The sequence below is a fragment of the Streptomyces macrosporus genome (assembly GCF_039533145.1).
GTDB lineage: Bacteria > Actinomycetota > Actinomycetes > Streptomycetales > Streptomycetaceae > Streptomyces > Streptomyces macrosporus.
Genome location: NZ_BAAASZ010000008.1, coordinates 1 through 17,662 on the forward strand (window position 1 = coordinate 1; position 17,662 = coordinate 17,662).

At 70.3% G+C, this 17,662-nt stretch carries 10 protein-coding genes, 2 tRNA genes and 2 pseudogenes; 9 read left to right on the plus strand and 5 right to left on the minus strand.

The window, feature by feature from the left end; genetic code table 11:
- From ABD335_RS05130 to ABD335_RS05150, 5 genes and pseudogenes are all read left to right on the plus strand, one after another.
- Positions 1 to 1,135: hypothetical protein (locus ABD335_RS05130; RefSeq protein WP_344320876.1), on the plus strand; the 1,135-nt coding region annotated here is incomplete at its 5' end.
- Positions 1,136 to 1,624: 489 nt separating this feature from the next.
- Entirely contained in the window at positions 1,625 to 1,993 is a 369-nt protein-coding gene (locus tag ABD335_RS05135; protein WP_344320877.1) for a hypothetical protein, read from the plus strand.
- Between the two features lie 1,788 nt (positions 1,994 to 3,781).
- Positions 3,782 to 4,246: a hypothetical protein gene (locus ABD335_RS05140; RefSeq protein ID WP_344320878.1), complete on the plus strand. Its 465-nt coding sequence runs from the start codon at positions 3,782 to 3,784 to the stop codon at positions 4,244 to 4,246.
- 724 nt (positions 4,247 to 4,970) lie between these two features.
- Positions 4,971 to 5,483 (plus strand): annotated as a pseudogene (locus ABD335_RS05145) (SigE family RNA polymerase sigma factor); the annotation flags it as partial.
- Positions 5,484 to 5,784: 301 nt separating this feature from the next.
- Positions 5,785 to 7,437 (plus strand): long-chain fatty acid--CoA ligase, encoded by a 1,653-nt coding sequence (locus tag ABD335_RS05150; RefSeq protein WP_344320879.1) that lies wholly within the window; start codon positions 5,785 to 5,787, stop codon positions 7,435 to 7,437.
- Between the two features lie 132 nt (positions 7,438 to 7,569).
- Here the strand turns inward: ABD335_RS05150 and ABD335_RS05155 are convergent, their stop codons facing one another.
- Both ABD335_RS05155 and ABD335_RS05160 read right to left on the minus strand, forming a co-directional pair.
- Positions 7,570 to 11,256 carry a hybrid sensor histidine kinase/response regulator gene (locus tag ABD335_RS05155; protein WP_344320880.1) on the minus strand — a complete coding sequence of 1,229 codons (3,687 nt, stop codon included), beginning with the start codon at positions 11,254 to 11,256 and terminating at the stop codon, positions 7,570 to 7,572.
- A 188-nt stretch (positions 11,257 to 11,444) separates the two neighbouring features.
- Positions 11,445 to 11,906: an SSI family serine proteinase inhibitor gene (locus ABD335_RS05160; protein ID WP_344320881.1), complete on the minus strand. Its 462-nt coding sequence runs from the start codon at positions 11,904 to 11,906 to the stop codon at positions 11,445 to 11,447.
- A gap of 249 nt (positions 11,907 to 12,155) precedes the next feature.
- Here ABD335_RS05160 and ABD335_RS05165 point away from each other — a divergent pair.
- The 3 genes from ABD335_RS05165 to ABD335_RS05175 all read left to right on the plus strand — a co-directional run bounded on the left by ABD335_RS05165 (position 12,156) and on the right by ABD335_RS05175 (position 13,217).
- Positions 12,156 to 12,245, plus strand: a tRNA-Ser gene (locus ABD335_RS05165).
- Positions 12,246 to 12,481: 236 nt separating this feature from the next.
- Positions 12,482 to 12,554: transfer RNA gene (locus ABD335_RS05170), tRNA-Arg, on the plus strand.
- 135 nt (positions 12,555 to 12,689) lie between these two features.
- The gene (locus ABD335_RS05175; protein WP_344320882.1) at positions 12,690 to 13,217 is read left to right on the plus strand and encodes a DinB family protein; all 528 of its coding nucleotides are present in this window, start codon (positions 12,690 to 12,692) and stop codon (positions 13,215 to 13,217) included.
- Positions 13,218 to 13,755: 538 nt separating this feature from the next.
- On the opposite strand, the pseudogene ABD335_RS05180 reads toward ABD335_RS05175, so the two are convergent.
- Positions 13,756 to 15,282 (minus strand): annotated as a pseudogene (locus ABD335_RS05180) (MDR family MFS transporter); the annotation flags it as partial.
- Between the two features lie 298 nt (positions 15,283 to 15,580).
- Positions 15,581 to 16,066: a MarR family winged helix-turn-helix transcriptional regulator gene (locus ABD335_RS05185; RefSeq protein WP_344320884.1), complete on the minus strand. Its 486-nt coding sequence runs from the start codon at positions 16,064 to 16,066 to the stop codon at positions 15,581 to 15,583.
- 213 nt (positions 16,067 to 16,279) lie between these two features.
- On the opposite strand from ABD335_RS05185, the gene ABD335_RS05190 reads away from it, so the two are divergent.
- Positions 16,280 to 16,489, plus strand: coding sequence for a hypothetical protein (locus ABD335_RS05190; RefSeq protein ID WP_344321078.1), 210 nt, complete (start codon positions 16,280 to 16,282; stop codon positions 16,487 to 16,489).
- A gap of 158 nt (positions 16,490 to 16,647) precedes the next feature.
- Here ABD335_RS05190 and ABD335_RS05195 read toward each other — a convergent pair whose 3' ends face one another.
- Positions 16,648 to 17,499: an RNA polymerase sigma factor SigF gene (locus ABD335_RS05195; protein WP_344320885.1), complete on the minus strand. Its 852-nt coding sequence runs from the start codon at positions 17,497 to 17,499 to the stop codon at positions 16,648 to 16,650.
- Positions 17,500 to 17,662: the final 163 nt, after the last annotated feature.

The window sequence follows — 17,662 nt, forward strand, 5'->3', positions numbered from 1 at the left end:
AGCATCGCCTGCACTCTCATCTGCTACCGCCGACTCGCCAAATGAGATGACTTGTAACAGGCAGGTCCACAGACTGCCCGACGCGCCGGAAGCTTACGTGGCCATGATCACTCGCGCCAAAGCCGCTCCAGCCCAAAGCCGTTCCACCAACCTCGATTGTGCAAAAACCGCCCAAGCAACCTGCACCTTGGTGCAGAATAAAGCCATGCTCGCAAATCTGCTCCCTGGAATTCGAGAAATCCGGGCTCCCTTGGCGGCCGGTTACATCTGGATAATCACTCTCTGGATTGCGTTTTTCGATTACTTTCCCAAGAGGAGTGAAGCGCGAGGAATATGGAAGAGTGCATATCAGCTAAGCGCTACAGTTGGCACAGCAGCAACACTTGCCGCCGTCAGCTTTGCAGCGTATCTAATTGGCAGCCTTCTTGAAATCCGAGCTCGCTCCATAGTTCACTGGTTCAGGTTTTCTGAATGGTGGTGGATCCTCCGTCAGAAGATCTTGAGGAGACCATTGGGGAGCCAGCTCAACGACCCCAGAATGTTGCAATGGACCGAGAGTCCAACCACCATTCGAGGCCCCGCAAATCTAAATGCACCACTTTCCTTCGCGGAATCCTGGACCGGCGTTCGGCGACCCGAATGGGGTAGTCGTGCCTCTCGCTCTGCCCTTATCGATCTAGCCGTACATATTCGACATATCGGAGGGAAGGAGGTAGATCTTTATTCAGTAATGGGCAGGTTCGGTGGAGAACTCGACCAGTTGGCTATTCGACTCCAGGCGAGGAGTATAGATCTCTACGGCACGTATGACCGCGCAGCGGCAGAGGCAGATTTGAGAGTGAACGTCGGCCTCAGTTTGTCTGTCCTTGCGAGCGCCGTCGCAGTCAATAGCAGCTCCGGCGTATTCTTGTTCGTTCCCTGCGCTTGGCTTCTTATTATGCGCGGTCAACAAAAGGCGCGTGAGGCAAACGACGTTCTGATCCAGGCTGTGGTCTCTGGAGAGTTGGAGTCAACTATCCTGTCGTCTTCTTTGCCTCAGCTTGTGGCGTCGTCACAGAGCCCCGTGGAATCTCAATCACGCGAAACACCTACTGACACGACTGTTGCGGAGAACGGTGTAGGTGGTCCTGCTTGAGCGCCGACGCAAGTTGCTTCGGGATGAAGAGGTCACTCGGCTAGGGTTCGCCGCATGGCCGATGATGTCCCGGCCTGTCCCAAGTGCAACCAGCCCATGCAGTCCGGGCGGCCTGGTGCTCTCTGAACGGGAGGACGACGGCCGGCGGGCCTGCCAGTCGCTGGGGAGGTGTGCGGATCGGCATGTGTGGTGTAGCTGGGCGGATCGGCCGGACAAACCGTTGGAGGTCTGCCCGGTTTCGGTGCTTTTCCGCTGACACCCAACGCTGACATTAACGAGCATGGACGGTGGCAACAAGCGGCAGCCACGTACGCCACTGGTGCGCGACGTGGGCCGAGACCACGCCGGGGGGAGGTCGAACTGGTAAGGATGAGGTCGCACACTTTGTGTCAGGTGTGGGCCGCCGTCCTCAACTAGTGGATGGCGGCCCCGGCAGTCGGTTTAGCCAGTGAGACCCCGCCGACCGCGGGTAGGCCGTAAGGTGCGGATATGGCTATCCCACGCGAGCCCAACGGGCGCCCGCTGACCCTCTACACGCTGAGTCTCGACGCGGCTCTGACCTACGCCCGCGAAGCGCTATCGGAGGGACTGAACGTCGAGATTACAGACAGAGACCTCCGAGACACGAAGACATATCGCAGCTTCCAGGATTCTCCGGTTTTGGTGAAGTACTGGGGAGTAGCCGTCTCAGACGGAGACAGCGCTGAAGGGTATCGCTCAGCCTCAGCCCACCAGATCATCCAAGCCGTCGAGGCTCTGGCTCCGGAGGAGTACGGGGCCATACACGCGGATGATCTCGTAGCGTTCTGCCGCGCCCATTACGACAAGATCGACAAGGTGCAGGGTAAGCCGAGTTAGCGAAGCCGTGCCAGGACGTACGCCTGTACCGGGCCCGATGCGGTTGCAGTACAGCATTGGAGTGCAGCGACCACAGCGACTGGCCCCACTCAGCAACGTTCCTCAGAGTTCTCGAATGACCGGTATGGCCGCCAGCGACCGTTCTCTGCAGAGCTACGGGCCAAGAGATCACTGCGGACGAGCGGCCGGCGCAGCCCAGCGTCGGCCGTCTCAGTTTCCGTCTCATTCACCAGCGTCCGCGCCCGTTCGGATCGGTGCAGTGGCAGCGGCCAAGCCTCACCACCGGACGGGCATAGACGCAGGTGAACGACCCCGGACGCACCGCTCAGCAGCACCCATAGGCTTGGAAAACGTGTTGCACCGCGTTCCTCTCCTCGGTTGAAATTCCTGTGCCGGATTAAGGCACCAACTCCGCTCCTAGCGCCGGACGGCTTCCGTTCCAGACTTCTCCAACTTTCCACACGGAAGCTATGGACAGAGAGTCCAGAAAAGATACGTGCGCTTCACCTATCGGCTCGCTGAAGACAGCTAGCAGGCCAGGGGGGGAGTCGAGGGGGTAATGGAAGTGCCGATATTCGAAAAGCTGTGCAAGCGCTGCGCGGACTGCTTCCGTGGCGTTTCCTTGGTACACCACCTTTACTTCCGCTAGCCACACCCTCCCGTCTCGACGCAACTCCAAGTCTCGCGGATGGACGTTCGTAGAAGGATGCCACCCATGCGCGCTTATTGCCAGCCCGTAGGACCTCAGAATGTCCTCATGGATCCTCGACTTGACCAGGGTCCGACCTTGCACCTTCGCTAGGTATTCTCCGCTGTCTTTTGGTCTGAAATCAGAAAGTAGGTCGCTTTCTTTGACTGGGGTGCTCAGGCGGGCGAGCCTAGCTTTCGTGCTGGGAGAAAGTTTCCATGGACCTCCTCGGTGAGAACGCTCCATCACTCCTGATTTCTTGAGTCGATCATAAAGGGAATCTAGATTGTTTCTCCATGCTGGCTCATTGCCAGGGCGTCCGACTCGGGGAGCGTGGTCCTCAGGAGTGAATAGGTGGCCAAAAATTTGAAGCACTCGCTCATGTACTTGAGCGCGAGGAGCCGAACCTCCTAGGTCCATGACGGCAGTCAGTAGCCAGTTCCGCAGCATTTCTCCGCTTGTCTCAGGCATGCAAAGAGTCTGCCACTGCGATAAGGCCCTTAACAGCCCGATCACAAGCAGGCGCAGGTTGGCCCGCCGACCCGTACGCCAACAGCAGCGCACAGCCACGGTTGGCCGGGGTCACCTCCACAACCCGTGGTCAGTCTCTGACCAGGGCAGACGCGGCCTGGAAGCGGTCGTGCTGGCTACTGTGCCCCGTTGCTGCGCAGCAACCAGTGCGACCGGAACCAACCAGCAGCCCCAGGTGACCGCCTGAACTAGCGAGGGGACTTCAGCGACTGTGGTGCCGGTGGTTCGGGACGAAAGGCTTCAGCGTGCCGACGGTGGAGGTGTTGAGGTCTTCGTGGGCCATGTGTGGGCCAGGAGGGGTTGCCACCGGGCCCGGGACAGGGTCAGCCCAGGTCAGTACGTCTTCCTGCCGGATACCGCAGCGATCTTGAAAACCGCCGTGGTGGCGGCATCATCGTGGGGTCAAGCTTCACACCCGCACGGCCCCCGACCAGCACGCGTGGGCGGGGGCTTTGGCCGTGTGGCCGTTGCCGGTTGGGGTGGTTCGTAGGGTCTGAGGCATGGGTTTTGATGGTGGGGCTTGCCGTGCTTTTTTGAGCAACGGGACCGTCGGGGTTGGGAAGACGTCGGTGGCCGATGCCATGGGCGGTCTGCTCACCGAGGCCGGGGTGCCCAACGCCGTGGTGGACCTCGACTCGTTGCGCCGGGCGTGGCCGACGCCCGCGGGTGACCCCTTCAACTTCGGGTTACTGCTGCGGAATCTGGGTTGTGTGGCGGGCAACTACCTGGACGCCGGTGTGAGTCGGCTCGTCCTCGCCGGGGTGGCCGAGAGCAGGGAGAACCGCAAGCGGTACCAGGACGCGGTCGGGGGCGAGTTGGCGGTGTGCCGGTTGCGGGCCGACCTGACGGTCGTGCGGCAGCGCCTTGTCCGCCGGCATGACGGTGACCCCGGGGGGCTGCGCTGGCATCTGGATCGGGTGGAGGAGTTGGATCGGATTCTCGATCGGACTCGGGTCGAGGACTTCGCGGTCGACGCCACCGATGGGTCCGTGGGCGAGGTCGCCGGGGCCGTGCTTCGGGAGGTCGGGTGGTAAGGGCGCCTCGAGGAAGGGCGGTTGGGGTCGGGTGATGGGGAAGCCGGCTTCGGGGGCCGCGTAGTCGACGGGGTTGGGGAAGGCGGGGAGCGCGGGGCGGCGCTTGTCGTGGGGTGAGGGAGCGGCGACACGCGTGACGATCAGGCGTCCCGTTCAGGCCGCGCCGGCGGTGTCGCCGTCGGTGGACCGGTACGCGCTGTGGCGGGGACGTGGACGGTCGCGGCGTTGGCCTGGCCGAGGCGAAAGGTTTTGTGGTTGCACGAGAGGTTTATCGACACGTCGTCATTCTTGCGAGCGAATGAGGCGTCGCCGATGGTTCGCGGGGTTTTCGGCGGGCAGCCTTGCTGCGCGACGTCGTTGGATCGGAAAGCACTCGAAGCACTCGCCACAACAGGAGGACAGAACATGGCACGTACCCGCACCGTCCGCCTCGTCGCGGCGGTGCGTCCGCTTCACGGGCTCCGGTGAGCCGAAGGCGCCGGCCGGGCGGGGAACCGGTCGGTGCCCGATGGGAGAAGGGATGGCACGGTGCGGCCGCACTCGGGGAGTGCGGCCGCACCGTCGTGCGTGTGGAGGAGGAAGGGCGGAACGAACCCTGATCCGGGAACTCCTCCCCCTCCCCCTGGGGGAGGTGCGGAGGGCGCGGTACCTCCACCCTGAGAGGGAGCCGATGTCGGCACCTGTGGCCGATTCGAGGGGAGGGTCCGGCTCATAGCGTTGGGCCATGACCACGCATGGGACCACCGCGACCGTGACGCCGCTGACGTTCACCTCGTACGTGCGGACGCGCGGGCCGGTACTGCTGCGCACGGCCCGCTCGCTCACCGCCAATCCGTGCGACGCCGAGGATCTGCTCCAGACGGCTCTGACCAAGACCTATCTGGCGTGGGAGAGGATCGAGGACCAGCGCGCGCTCGACGGTTACGTGCGCCGTGCGCTGGTCAACACGCGCACCTCGCAGTGGCGCAAGCGCCGGGTGGACGAGTACTCCTGCGAGGAGCTGCCCGAGCCGGAACCGGTTCCGGTGGCCGACCCCGCCGAGCAGCAGGCCGTGCGCGACGCGGTGTGGCGGGCGGTGCTGGGGCTCCCGCCCCGGCAGCGGGCCATGGTCGTCCTGCGGTATTACGAGGACCTGAGCGAGGCGCAGACCGCCGAGGTGCTGGGGGTCTCGGTCGGCACCGTCAAGAGCGCGGTGTCGCGGGCGCTGGCCAAGCTCCGCGAGGACCCGCGGCTCGCGGCGGACGTGTTCGGGCTCGCGGAGGGCGGCGCGGACGGCGCGGACGGCGTGCACGGCGCGGACGACGTGCAGGGGGAAGGCGGCGCGGTCGTGGTGCGCCGCGGGAGGCGTGGGAGCCTCGGGGGCGGGGAGCGCCACGGGCTGAGAGCCGCCGCCTGACGGGCCGCGCCGGCGGAACGACGCCATGTCGGGACGACATACCGGGCTCCCACCTAGTGACATACCGACCGGTCGGTGGCAGTCTTCCGAGGGAACGCCCGCGTTACCCACACGTAGCGCCCGCATAACTCGGGAGGCCCCGGTGCTGAGCACGATGCAAGACGTACCGCTCACCGTCTCGCGCATCCTGCGCCACGGAAGCACGGTCCACGGCAAGTCGCGGATCACGACCTGGACCGGGGAAGGCGAGCCGCACCGCCGCACGTTCGCGGAGGTGGGCGAGCGCGCGGCCCAGCTCGCGCACGCCCTGCGCGACGAGCTCGGCGTGGCCCGCGACGACCGGGTGGCCACCCTGATGTGGAACAACGCCGAGCACGTGGAGGCGTACTTCGCCATCCCGGCCATGGGGTCGATCCTCCACACCCTCAACCTCCGGCTCCCCGCCGAGCAGCTCGTGTGGATCGTCCACCACGCCGCGGACCGCGTCGTCCTGGTCAACGGCTCGCTGCTGCCGCTGCTGGCCCCGCTGCTGCCGAAGATGGAGACGGTCGAGCACGTCGTGGTCGTCGGCCCCGGGGACACCTCCCTCCTGGCGGGCTGCCGTCCCACCGTCCACGAGTACGAGGCGCTGATCGCCGGGCGGCCGACCACGTACGACTGGCCGGAGCTGGACGAGCGCACGGCCGCCGCCATGTGCTACACCTCCGGCACCACCGGCGACCCCAAGGGCGTCGTCTACTCCCACCGCTCCATCTACCTGCACTCGATGCAGGTCAACATGGGCGAGTCCATGGGGCTGACCGACGCCGACACCACGCTGCCCGTGGTGCCGATGTTCCACGTCAACGCCTGGGGACTGCCGCACGCCGTCTTCATGACCGGCGTCAACCTGCTGATGCCGGACCGCTTCCTCCAGCCCGCCCCGCTCGCCGAGATGATCGAGGCCGAGCGTCCCACGCACTCGGCGGCCGTCCCCACCATCTGGCAGGGGCTGCTGGCCGAGCTGGCCGCCAAGCCGCGCGACATCTCCAGCCTGAAGCACGTCACCATCGGCGGCTCGGCCTGCCCGCCGTCCCTGATGAGGACGTTCGAGGAGCAGCACGGGGTGAAGGTCGTCCACGCCTGGGGCATGACGGAGACCTCGCCGCTGGGCACCGTCGCCCACCCGCCGGCCGGGCTGAGCGACGAGGAGCTGTGGTCGTACCGGATCAGCCAGGGCCGCTTCCCCGCCTCCGTCGAGGCCAGGCTGATCGGCCCGGACGGCTCGGAGATGCCCTGGGACGGGGAGTCCGCCGGTGAGCTGGAGGTGCGCGGCCCCTGGATCGCGGGGGCGTACTACGGGGGCGCGGACGCCGACCCCATCCGCCCCGAGGACAAGTTCAGCCCGGACGGCTGGCTGCGCACCGGCGACGTCGGCGTGATCACCCCCGACGGCTACCTGACGCTGACGGACCGCGCCAAGGACGTCATCAAGTCCGGCGGCGAGTGGATCTCGTCCGTGGAGCTGGAGAACCACCTCATGGGCCACCCGGCCGTCGCCGAGGCCGCCGTCGTGGCCGTGCCCGACGAGAGGTGGGGCGAGCGCCCGCTGGCCACGGTCGTCCTGAAGGAGGACGCGGGGGAGGTCTCGTACGAGGAGCTGCGCGACTTCCTCGCCGGAAAGGTGGCCCGCTGGCAGGTCCCCGAGCGCTGGACGCTGATCCCGGCCGTGCCGAAGACGAGCGTCGGCAAGTTCGACAAGAAGGTGCTCCGGGCGCAGTACGCCAAGGGCGAGCTGGACGTCACCAAGCTCTGACCGAGGCGCCGGCCGAGCGGTTCGCGGCGGGCCGGTCCGGGATTCCGGGCCGGCCCACCGGCCGTCTCGGCCCCCTCCGGACGGGACGCTCCGTCCGCTCCGGACGACCTCCGGCGGGCCTCCGACCGGTCTCTAGTTGGCGCCGATCTTCGCGAGCAGGTCCACGATGCGCGACTGCACCTCCGCGCTCGTGGACCTCTCCGCGAGGAAGAGGACCGTCTCGCCGGAGGCCAGGCGGTGCAGCTCGTTCGGGTCGATGCCGGCCGAGGTGTAGACGACGAACGGGGTGCGGTTGAGCATGCCGTTCGCCCGCAGCCAGTCGATGATCCCGGCGCGGCGGCGACGCACCTGCATCAGGTCCATCACCACCAGGTTCGGCCGGACCTGCGCGGCGATCTGCACCGCCTCCGCGTCCGAGGGGGCGTGCACGGCCTGCATGCCGCGCCGCTCCAGCGTCGCCGCGAACGCCTCGGCGATCTCGACGCGCTCCTCCACCAGCAGCACCCGCGGCGGGTGCTGCTCGCTGTCGCGCGGCGCCAGGGCCTTGAGGAGGACGGCCGGGTCGGCGCCGTACGCCGCCTCCCGCGTCGCCTGCCCCAGCCCGGCCGTCACCAGTACCGGCACCTCGGCGGCGACGGCGGCCTGGCGCAGCGACTGCAGGGCGGTACGGGTGATGGGGCCGGTCAGCGGGTCGACGAAGAGGGCCGCCGGGTACGCCGCGATCTGGGCGTCCACCTCCTCGCGGGAGTGGACGATGACGGGACGGTAGCCGCGGTCGGTCAGGGCCTGCTGCGTGGAGACGTCCGGTTCGGGCCACACCAGCAGCCGCCGCGGGTTGTCCAGCGGCTCGGGCGGCAGCTCGTCGTCGGGCACCGGCACCGACGCCCCGTGGCTGCCGGTGACCTCGACCGCGCCGCCCGGTCCGTCCAGCGGCTCCGGTCCCTCGGCCCCGGCCTCGGGCGCGCCGATCGCGAACTCCCGTCCGCCGGACGTGGAGGTGTGCGGAGCGGCCGTGGGGTGGGGGAAATGGGGCTGCTGGGGCTGGACGTGCGGCGGTGCGCCGGCCGCGGCGGCCGCCGCGGTGGCGCGCTCGCCCTCCTCCGGAGGGGCCGCGAGCTTGCGGCGACGGCCGGGCCCGGCGGCCGGAGGGGGCGTCTGGGCGGGCGCGGGCGGCTGCGCGGCGGCGGACTGCGGGAGCGCGTGCTGGCCGGAGTGCTGCCGAGCCTGCTGCTGTCCCTGCGGCTGCCCCTGCTGCGGAATCGGGTACTGGCCCGAGTGCGCGCCGTTCGACTGCCGGGCGAAGGGCACGCCCTGGCCGAGCGTGCGCACGCTGACGCCGGACGAGTGCTCCGGGGCCGTCTCGCTGCCCGGCATGGGCAGCGCCCGCTGCCGGGGCGCGGTCGTGGGCGGGACGGCGCCGCCCAGGATGGGGCTGGCCGCGACCACGGTGAGGTCGGGACGCTGCGGCTGTTCGGCGCCGTTGGCGTGGCCGTGCTCGGCGGGCTCCCCCGCGGGCGCGGCACCGCCCGGGGCCTCGGGCCCGGGCGCGGCGGCCGGTTCGGCGGAGTGCTGCTGCGGCATCTCCTCGGCGGGCGGTACGCGGCGACGGCGTCCGGTCGGCCGGTCCGTCCCGGGCGGAACCGCGGCCTCGGGGTCCGCGAATCCGGCGTGCGCGGGAGGCTGGGCCGGGCTCTGGGCAGGACTCTGGGCCGGGGTGTGGTCCGGGTTCCGGGCCGGAGTCGGGGCCTGCTGCGGCGGGGCCGGCGCGGGCGTGGGGGCGGGCGGCAGCGCGAACGCCGCCCGCTGCTCCGGCGCCTGGACGGGCGCGGCCTCGACCTCGGCGGCCCGGCGCGCGCGCCGGCCGGACGGCCTGGTCTGCTGCTGGGGGAGGGCGGGTGCGCCCGTCCCGTTCACGGGCGGCTGCGGCATCGCGTGCTCGCCGCTGTCGGCGCCGCCCTCCAGACGCTCCTCGACCGGCGCCAGCGCGCGCCGCGCCCGGCGGCGTCCCGTGCCGGCCGGGACGGGTGTGCCACCGCCGGTACCGTCCGGCACCGCGGGCGCGGACGGCTGCGCCTGGGCGGGCGTCCGAGCAGGCACCTGAGCGGGGGGCTGTGCGGGCACCTGAGCGGGCGGCTGTGCGGACGCGTCCGCCGGGACGCCCGCCGTGGGGCCCGCCGTGGGGCCCGCGGGCAGGGCGATCGCGCCGCCGACACGTCCGGCGGAGGCGGGGGCGGAACCCTCCGTACCGGTCGCCGGACCGTCCGCCGCGCCCGCCGGGTTCGCGGCCTCCGCGGGGCGCGCCTCGTCCTTCCCGCGGGTCGCGCGTTTCACGACCGACGGGTCCGGGGAGCCCACCGGCACCTCCAGGACGTAGGCGCCGGCGCCCCCCGCCCCCGGCATCCGGTGGGTCTGGAGCACGCCGCCGTGCCGCTTCACGATGCCGCGCACCAGTGGCTCGTGCACCGGGTTGCCGCCGCCGTACGGGCCGCGCACCTCGATCCGCACGACGTCCCCGCGCTGGGCCGCCGCGACCACGATCGTGGAGTCGCCGGAGGCGGGCCCCTGCGCGTTGCCGGTCGAGTCCACGCCCGCCACGTCCGCCACCAGATGGGCCAGCGCCTGTGCCAGCCGCACCGGGTCGACCTCCACGGCGACGGGCGGGGCGTGCACCGCGAACTGCGCGCGCCCGGGCCCGATCAGCTCGACCGCGCCCTCGACACCGGCCGAGACGACGTCCTCCAGGGAGACCGATGCGAGCCGGAGCTTCTCGTCGCCGGCGTCCAGCCGCTGGTAGCCGAGCACGTTGTCCACCAGCGTGGTCATACGCGTGTAGCCCGCCGCCAGGTAGTGGAGGGTCTGGTTCGCCTCCGGCCAGAGCTGCCCGGCCGGGTCGGACGCCAGCCCGGTCAGCTCGCCGCGGAGCTGTTCCAGCGGCCCGCGCAGCCCGCTCTCCAGGAGGGAGACCAACTGCCGGTGCCGTGCCGCGAGGGCGTCGTAGGCGGTGCGGTCGGTGAAGGCGAGGACCGCGCCGACGAGCTGGTCGCCGTCGCGCACGGGCGCGGTCGTCAGGTCGACCGGGATCGCGCGCCCGTCCTTGGCCCACAGCACCTGCCCGCGCACCCGGTGCTTGCGCCCCGAGCGCAGGGTGTCCGCGAGCGGCGTCTCCTCGTACGGCAAGGGGCTGCCGTCGGGCCGCGAGTGGTGCACCAACGGGTGCAGCATCTTTCCGCCCAGGTCGCTCGCCCGGTAGCCCAGGATCTGGGCGGCGGCCGGGTTGACGAGGACGACCCGGCCGTCGGTGTCCACGCCCACCACGCCCTCGGCGGCGGCGCGCAGGATCATCTCGGTCTGGCGCTGCTGCCGCGCCAGCTCGGCCTCGGTGTCGATGGTGCCGGTGAGGTCGCGGACGACGAGCATGAGCAGCTCGTCGCCGGTGTAGCTGTTGCCGTGGTCGGCGTAGGCGGCCTCGAAGGACGACTCGTAGGGGGTGCGCCCGTCCTCCAGGTTGGCGCTGGTCACCTCGGCCATGAACTGGGTGCCGTCGGTGCGCCGCGCCACCATCCGCGTCGGTTTGGTGCGGGGGTGGGGGACGTCGTCGGGGCGGCGCATCGAGCCGGGGATGAGCTTGGAGTCGAAGTCCGGCAGCAGGTCCAGGAGCCCGCGGCCGACCAAGGCCGTGCCCGGCGTCTCGAAGAGTTCCAGCGCGATGCTGTTGGCGTTGACGACCGTGCCGTTGCAGTTCACCAGGAGCAGCGCGTCCGGCAGGGCGTCGAGTATGGCGGCGAGGCGAGCAGCGCCTCGGGATGGCCTGCTGCTCACGACGACGCATCCTCCCTGCTGACCAGCTGGTGCCCCGTGACAGTACCGGGAACGCGGTCGGTGTGCCGTTCTCCCGTGCGTGCCACTCACAGGGGAGTCTACGGCCAGCGGTGGTGGAAGCGACGGCGGATGCGTGGGGAGCGTGAGGAGAACGTGAGCCCCCGGCGGGCACCGGCGTATGAGATCGGTCACGTGCCCAGGTCGGGGAGGGCCGGCACGAGCGCGTTCCAGCGCGCGATCTCGCAGCCGTCCGTCCGTTCGAAGGAGGCGTCCACCGGGCCGCCGCGCCACGTTCCGGTGACCCGCGCGGTGGCGGGACCGCCGTACACCTGGGCGCACATGGAGCCCTTCGGGACGGGGGCCCACGGGTCGCCGGACCCCCGGGAGGCCCGGTCGAGGGCCTCGCAGGCGGCGAGGGGGTCGGGGTGGCTGCCGCCGGCGGGGTGGCATTCGAGGGTGTACGTCCGGTGGGCCGGCTCGGTCCGCCCGGCGGTCGGTCCCTCCTCGGAGACGACGACGGTGAGTTGGTCCTGCCGGGCGGGCGGCGGCACGAGCGGCCTCGGCCAGGGCCAGGGACGGGCGGCGGCCGGCACGGCGACCGCGGTCAGCACGGCGGCTCCGGCGAGAACGGCGGCGGTACGGCGCAACATGGCGACTCCCGGAAGGTGGCGCGCGGGTGGACCCGCGGGAGCGCGGGTCGCTTCCTCTCCCATCCCCCTCTAACGCGCCACCGCGCGCGCCGTTGCGCACCTCCACTCGCCCGCCACGCCACCGGCCCGCCACCAGGGGGAAAGGGCTTTGCCCGGAGAACCGCCGGCCGGGTAACGTAGGTGGCGATTGGAGACAGCCGCCGAGCTGTGCCATCATCTGCACACGCGCTGCGATACCGCGGTGCGTGGGGAGGCTTCGCCTAGTCTGGTCTATGGCGCCGCACTGCTAATGCGGTTTCGGGTTACCCCCGATCCCGGGTTCAAATCCCGGAGCCTCCGCTCGGTCTTCGAGATCATCGAAGCCCCGGCCCACAGGGTCGGGGCTTCGGTCGTTTCCGGGGCGTGTCCGGGGGTGGCGCCGGGGGACGCGTCGGCCGCCGTCGGGGTGCCGTGAGGCTGCTGCCGGGAATCACCGCAGGTCAGAGCGGGTTGACCCAATGGATTTCGCCTCTGGGCGGAGGTCATGTAATGTTGTTCCCGCAACGACGGCCGGGCCGAAAGGACCGGGAAGTCAAGCGCTCGTAGCTTAACGGATAGAGCATCTGACTACGGATCAGAAGGTTGCAGGTTCGAATCCTGCCGAGCGCGCAGCAGGCGGAGGCCCTGTCGAGAGATCGACAGGGCCTCCGTCGTGTGTGACCTCCATCGCGTGCGGGCTCCGTCACGCGGGGGGCGTCGGATAACCGCTTTCCGGGTGGGACGGCGCTGTGCCAGGGTCGGCCGGTGAGTGTTTCCCGACGTGATCTGTTGCGCCGGCAGTTCGACCTGACCTGGTCGCTGTTCGAGTACCACCTGGAGCGCCTGGAGCCCGGGGACTTCCTGTGGGAGCCCGCGCCCCACTGCTGGACGGTCCGCCGGACCGCCGACGGGACCTGGGTGCCCGACTGGGCGGAGACCGAGCCCGACCCCGTTCCCGTCCCCACCGTCGGCTGGCTGAGTTGGCACATCGGCTGGTGGTGGGGCACGGCCCTCGACCACGCGCGGGGACGGACGCCGCGGGAGCGGACCGAGGTCGTGTGGCCGGGGGACGGCGGGGCGGCCGTCGCGTGGCTGCGCGGTCTGCGCGAGGAGTGGACGGCGGCGCTGGACGGGCTCGCCGACGCCGACCTGGACGCCACCGCCCCGTTCCCGTGGCAGGGCGACCCCGCGTACACCGTCGCCGACATGGTCGCCTGGGTGAACTCCGAGCTGATGAAGAACGTGGCCGAGATCGGCCAACTCCGGCTGCTGCGCGCCGCGTCCCGGACGTGACCCGCCCGGCCGGGGGCGCGTGTCGCTCCCTCAGGCGCGCCGGCGGCGCTTGGGGCGGGGCGGTGGGCCGCGGAGGCGGGTGAGGGCTTCCGGGGAGGCGCCGCCTCCGACGGTGGCGCTGTCGGCCGCCTCGAACGCGCGGCCCCCCCTCCCGTGGTTCGAGGTCCGGTGACGTCCGTGAAGCCGCAGGGGCGACCGGCCCGGCGCACGTACCCGGCTTGGACGCCTCGGATCGGGCGGGGTGGGAACGTCGTGGGACCGGGGGCGCCCGGCGGCGGTGGCCCGTCGGAGGGAAACCGCTGACCCATATCAGCGGTTTGTCGTACTGCGATGTTTCCCGTGAAACATCCACCCCTTTTCGGGGAGTCCGGCCTGCGCCGGCGGATCGACGAGGGCCGCGGGCATCTCGGGCATGAGGGTCCGCTGCTGGAGCACACCGCCGAACGACCGGGGACGCGGGAAGGCCCCGGCGGGTTTCCGCCGGGGCCTTCCCGTGGGGTTCGGAGCGCGGGTGCGCGGAAGGTCAGGACGCGCTCCTCGCGGCGCCGTCCGCGTCCCGCTCCACGTCGACCGCCGTCCGCAGCGGCACCTCCTTGACGAGGAGGACCAGCAGCAGCGCGACCACGGCGATCGGGGCGGCGTAGAGGTAGATGTCGGCGACGCCGTGGCCGTACGCGCTCTCCACGACCGTGCGGACCGGAGCCGGGAGCGCGTCCAGGTCGGGGATGGCGCTGCCGTCGCCGCCGGTGGCCCCGCCGGCCGGCACGCCGAGCCCGGCCATGCCGTCGCGAACGTACTCGGTGATGCGGTGGGCGAGCACCGCCCCCAGCGCGGAGACGCCGACCGCGCCGCCGAGCGTGCGGAAGAACGCGAGCACGGAGCTGGCCGCGCCCAGTTCGGAGAGGGCGACCTGGTTCTGGGTGGCCAGGACGAGGTTCTGCATCATCATGCCGACGCCCGTGCCCAGCAGCGCCATGAAGACGGCGACCTTCCAGTACGGGGTGTCGTACCGCATCGTGCCCAGCAGGCCGAGCCCGGCGGTCAGCAGCACGCCGCCGGCGACCAGCCACGCCTTCCAGCGGCCGGTCCGGGTGATGACCCAGCCGGAGACCGTGGAGGAGACGAACAGGCCGACGATCATCGGTATCGTCATGACGCCGGACATCGTCGGCGACTGGCCACGGGCGAGCTGGAAGTACTGGCTGAGGAAGACGGTCGCGCCGAACATCGCGATGCCGACGAAGAGCGAGGCCAGCGCGGTGAGCGTGATCGTGCGGTTGCGGAACAGCCGCAGCGGGATGATCGGCTCGGCGGCGCGCGACTCGACGAGGACGAAGGCCGCGCCCAGGACGAGCGAGGCGCCGACCATCGTGTACGTCTGCCAGGAGAGCCAGGCGTAGCTGTCCCCGGCCAGCGTCACCCATATCAGCAGCAGCGAGACGGCGGCGGTGATCAGCGCGGCGCCCAGCCAGTCCACCGCGACGTTCTCCCGCTTGAGCACCGGCAGGTGCAGCGTCTTCTGGAGCACGAGCAGCGCGACGATCGCGAACGGCACGCCCACGTAGAAGCACCAGCGCCAGCCGAGCCAGGAGGTGTCGGTGATCACGCCGCCGAGCAGCGGACCGCCCACGGTGGCCACGGCGAAGGTCGCGCCGATGTAGCCGCTGTACCGGCCGCGTTCACGCGGGGGGATCATCGCGGCGATGATGATCTGGGACAGCGCGGCCAGACCGCCCGCGCCCAGGCCCTGCACCGCCCGGAAGGCGATCAGCGTGCCGGTGTCCTGCGACAGGCCCGCGCCGGCGGAGGCCAGGACGAAGAGGACCAGGGCCGACTGCACCAGGATCTTCTTGCTGTAGAGGTCGGCGAGCTTGCCCCACAGCGGGGTGGAGGCGGTCATGGTCAGCAGTGCCGCCGTCACCACCCAGGTGTACGCGCTCTGGCCGCCGCCCAGTTCCGAGATGATCTCGGGCAGGGCGTTGGACACGACCGTCGAGGACAGGACCGAGACGAACATGCCGAGCAGCAGCCCGGACAGCGCCTCCATGATCTGCCGGTGCGTCATGGTCGCCGGTTCGGCGCCCTGCGCGGTGTGGGCGTTCCCGCCCTTCCGCAACTTCGATGGTGTGGACGTTGCCATGCGCTCCTTGCTTTCCTGTTTCTTCCTGCGGGTGTCGTGTGGTGTCGAGCCCCGTAGGGGGGCGCTTCCGGGGCGCGTGCCGGGATGCCGGTGGCTCGGCTCCGGTGCGGTGCCGACGGGTCGAGGCACCGCTTCCGTCGGCTGCCGTCGGGCTCCGCCGGGTTCTGCCGGGTTCTGTCGGGGGTTTGTCGGACGCGGTGCTCGGGGCGTTCCCCGGAGGCTCTCAGGGGGACGCGGTGGCGCGGGGCGCGCCCGACGGGCCGGAGTGCTCGTGCTCGCCGAAGTCGGCGCGCAGCCGGGCCAGCAACTCGGTGAGGCGGACCACGTCCTCCTCGGACCAGCCCCGGAGGCGGTGCGCGAGCGTCTCGGTGGTGCGCCGGTGCATCTCCGTCAGCAGCCGCTCGCCGCTCTCGGTGAGCCGCAGCAGCCGGCCCCGGCCGTCGAGGGGGTCGGGCCTGCGGTCGACCCAGCCCTGGTCGACGGTGTGCGTGACGTGGCGGCTGACGACGGACATGTCGATGCCCATCAGATCGGCGAGCCGGCTCATCCGCATCTCGCCGTGCCGGCCCAGCAGCATCAGCACGATCGCCGCCGCGGGCGGGCAGTCGTGCGGGAGGGAGCGGGCCAGTTCGCGCCGGACGGCTCCGATGGAACCGATCTGCCGGGCGAGTTCCTCGTACGGACCGGTGTACGGATCGGGCTGGGTCATCGGGCACCCCCTCGCGCTCCGGGAATATCTTTGTTTAGAGCAAGCATATGTTTCGTTGGTTGAGCCAAGCAAATGAAAAAGGGCGCGGGCGGGCAAACAGTTCACCAAGGTTGGGTGTGCCCATGACCAAGTGCGGGATACGGCCGGCCCGTGGGCTGCGCGGGACGTGACCGGGGTGACCTGCCGGTGTCTCGTTCGCTAGGGTCCATGGCCATGGCTCACAACCCCCATGCACCCCAAGGCCCGGCCGGCAACCACGACCCGGCCGGGAGCACGCAGATGTTCCGCGCCTTCGTCGACGAGGAGGGGCCGCGCCCCACGGCCGCGACGACCTCCTCCTCCGGTCCCAGGGTCGGTCTGATCGTCGGGATCGTCGCGGTGGTCGCGGTCGTCGCCGCGGTCGCCTGGCTGGCGCTCTCCTGACCGCGACCGGCATCGCCCGGGCGTCCGCACGAGGAAACGAGAGCGCGAGAAGCGGGACAGCCGCCGGACGGATGTGCCGTCCGGCGGCTGTCTTATGTGTGCCGTCTGTCTCGGGTGCCTTCGAGGTGCTCTGCCGGGCCCTCCGCGGCGGGCCGCGGTCACTCCTCCGCGATGAGGCCCTCCCGCAACTGCGCGAGCGTGCGGGTCAGCAGCCGCGAGACGTGCATCTGCGAGATGCCCACCCGCTCACCGATCTGCGACTGCGTCATGTTCCCGAAGAAGCGGAGCATGATGATCTGCCGCTCGCGCGGCGGGAGTTTGGCGAGCAGGGGCTTGAGCGACTCGCGGTACTCCACGCCCTCCAGCGCGCTGTCCTCGTACCCCAGCCGGTCCGCGAGGGACCCCTCGCCGCCCTCCTCCTCCGGGGCGGGGGAGTCCAGGGAACTGGCCGTGTAGGCGTTGCCCACGGCCAGCCCGTCCACCACGTCCTCCTCGGACACCCCCAGGCAGGCGGCCAGTTCGGCCACGGTGGGGGAGCGGTCGAGTTTCTGCGACAGCTCGTCGCCGGCCTTGGTGAGCGCCAGACGCAGCTCCTGGAGGCGCCGGGGGACGCGTACGGACCAGGAGGTGTCCCGGAAGAAGCGCTTGATCTCGCCGACGACCGTCGGCATCGCGAAGGTGGGGAACTCCACGCCCCGTTCGCAGTCGAAGCGGTCGATGGCCTTGATCAGGCCGATGGTGCCGACCTGGACGATGTCCTCCATCGGCTCGTTGCGGCTGCGGAACCGGGCCGCCGCGTAGCGGACGAGCGGGAGGTTCAGCTCGATGAGGGTGTCTCGGACGTAGGCGCGCTCCGGGCTGGTCTCGTCGAGGGAGGCGAGCCGCTGGAACAGGGAGCGGGAGAGGGTGCGGGTGTCGATGGCGTCGCAGTCTGAGGGAACGTACGGGGCGTCGTCGGCCTTGGGCTCGGGTTCGGCGAGCACCTTCGAGCTGCCCAGTTCTACGGACATGCCACCCCCTTGAGGTCGCGGACGGGTCGCGGCGGCACCCTCGGGCGTGAGGGAAGCACCTCTCGGTGGATACCGGCGGCGCCGTCGCGGCAAACGCAGTTCTTGCAGAATGTCACAAGTAGGCAACACGACGTAGCCCCATGTCGATAAAACTGCACAGCTT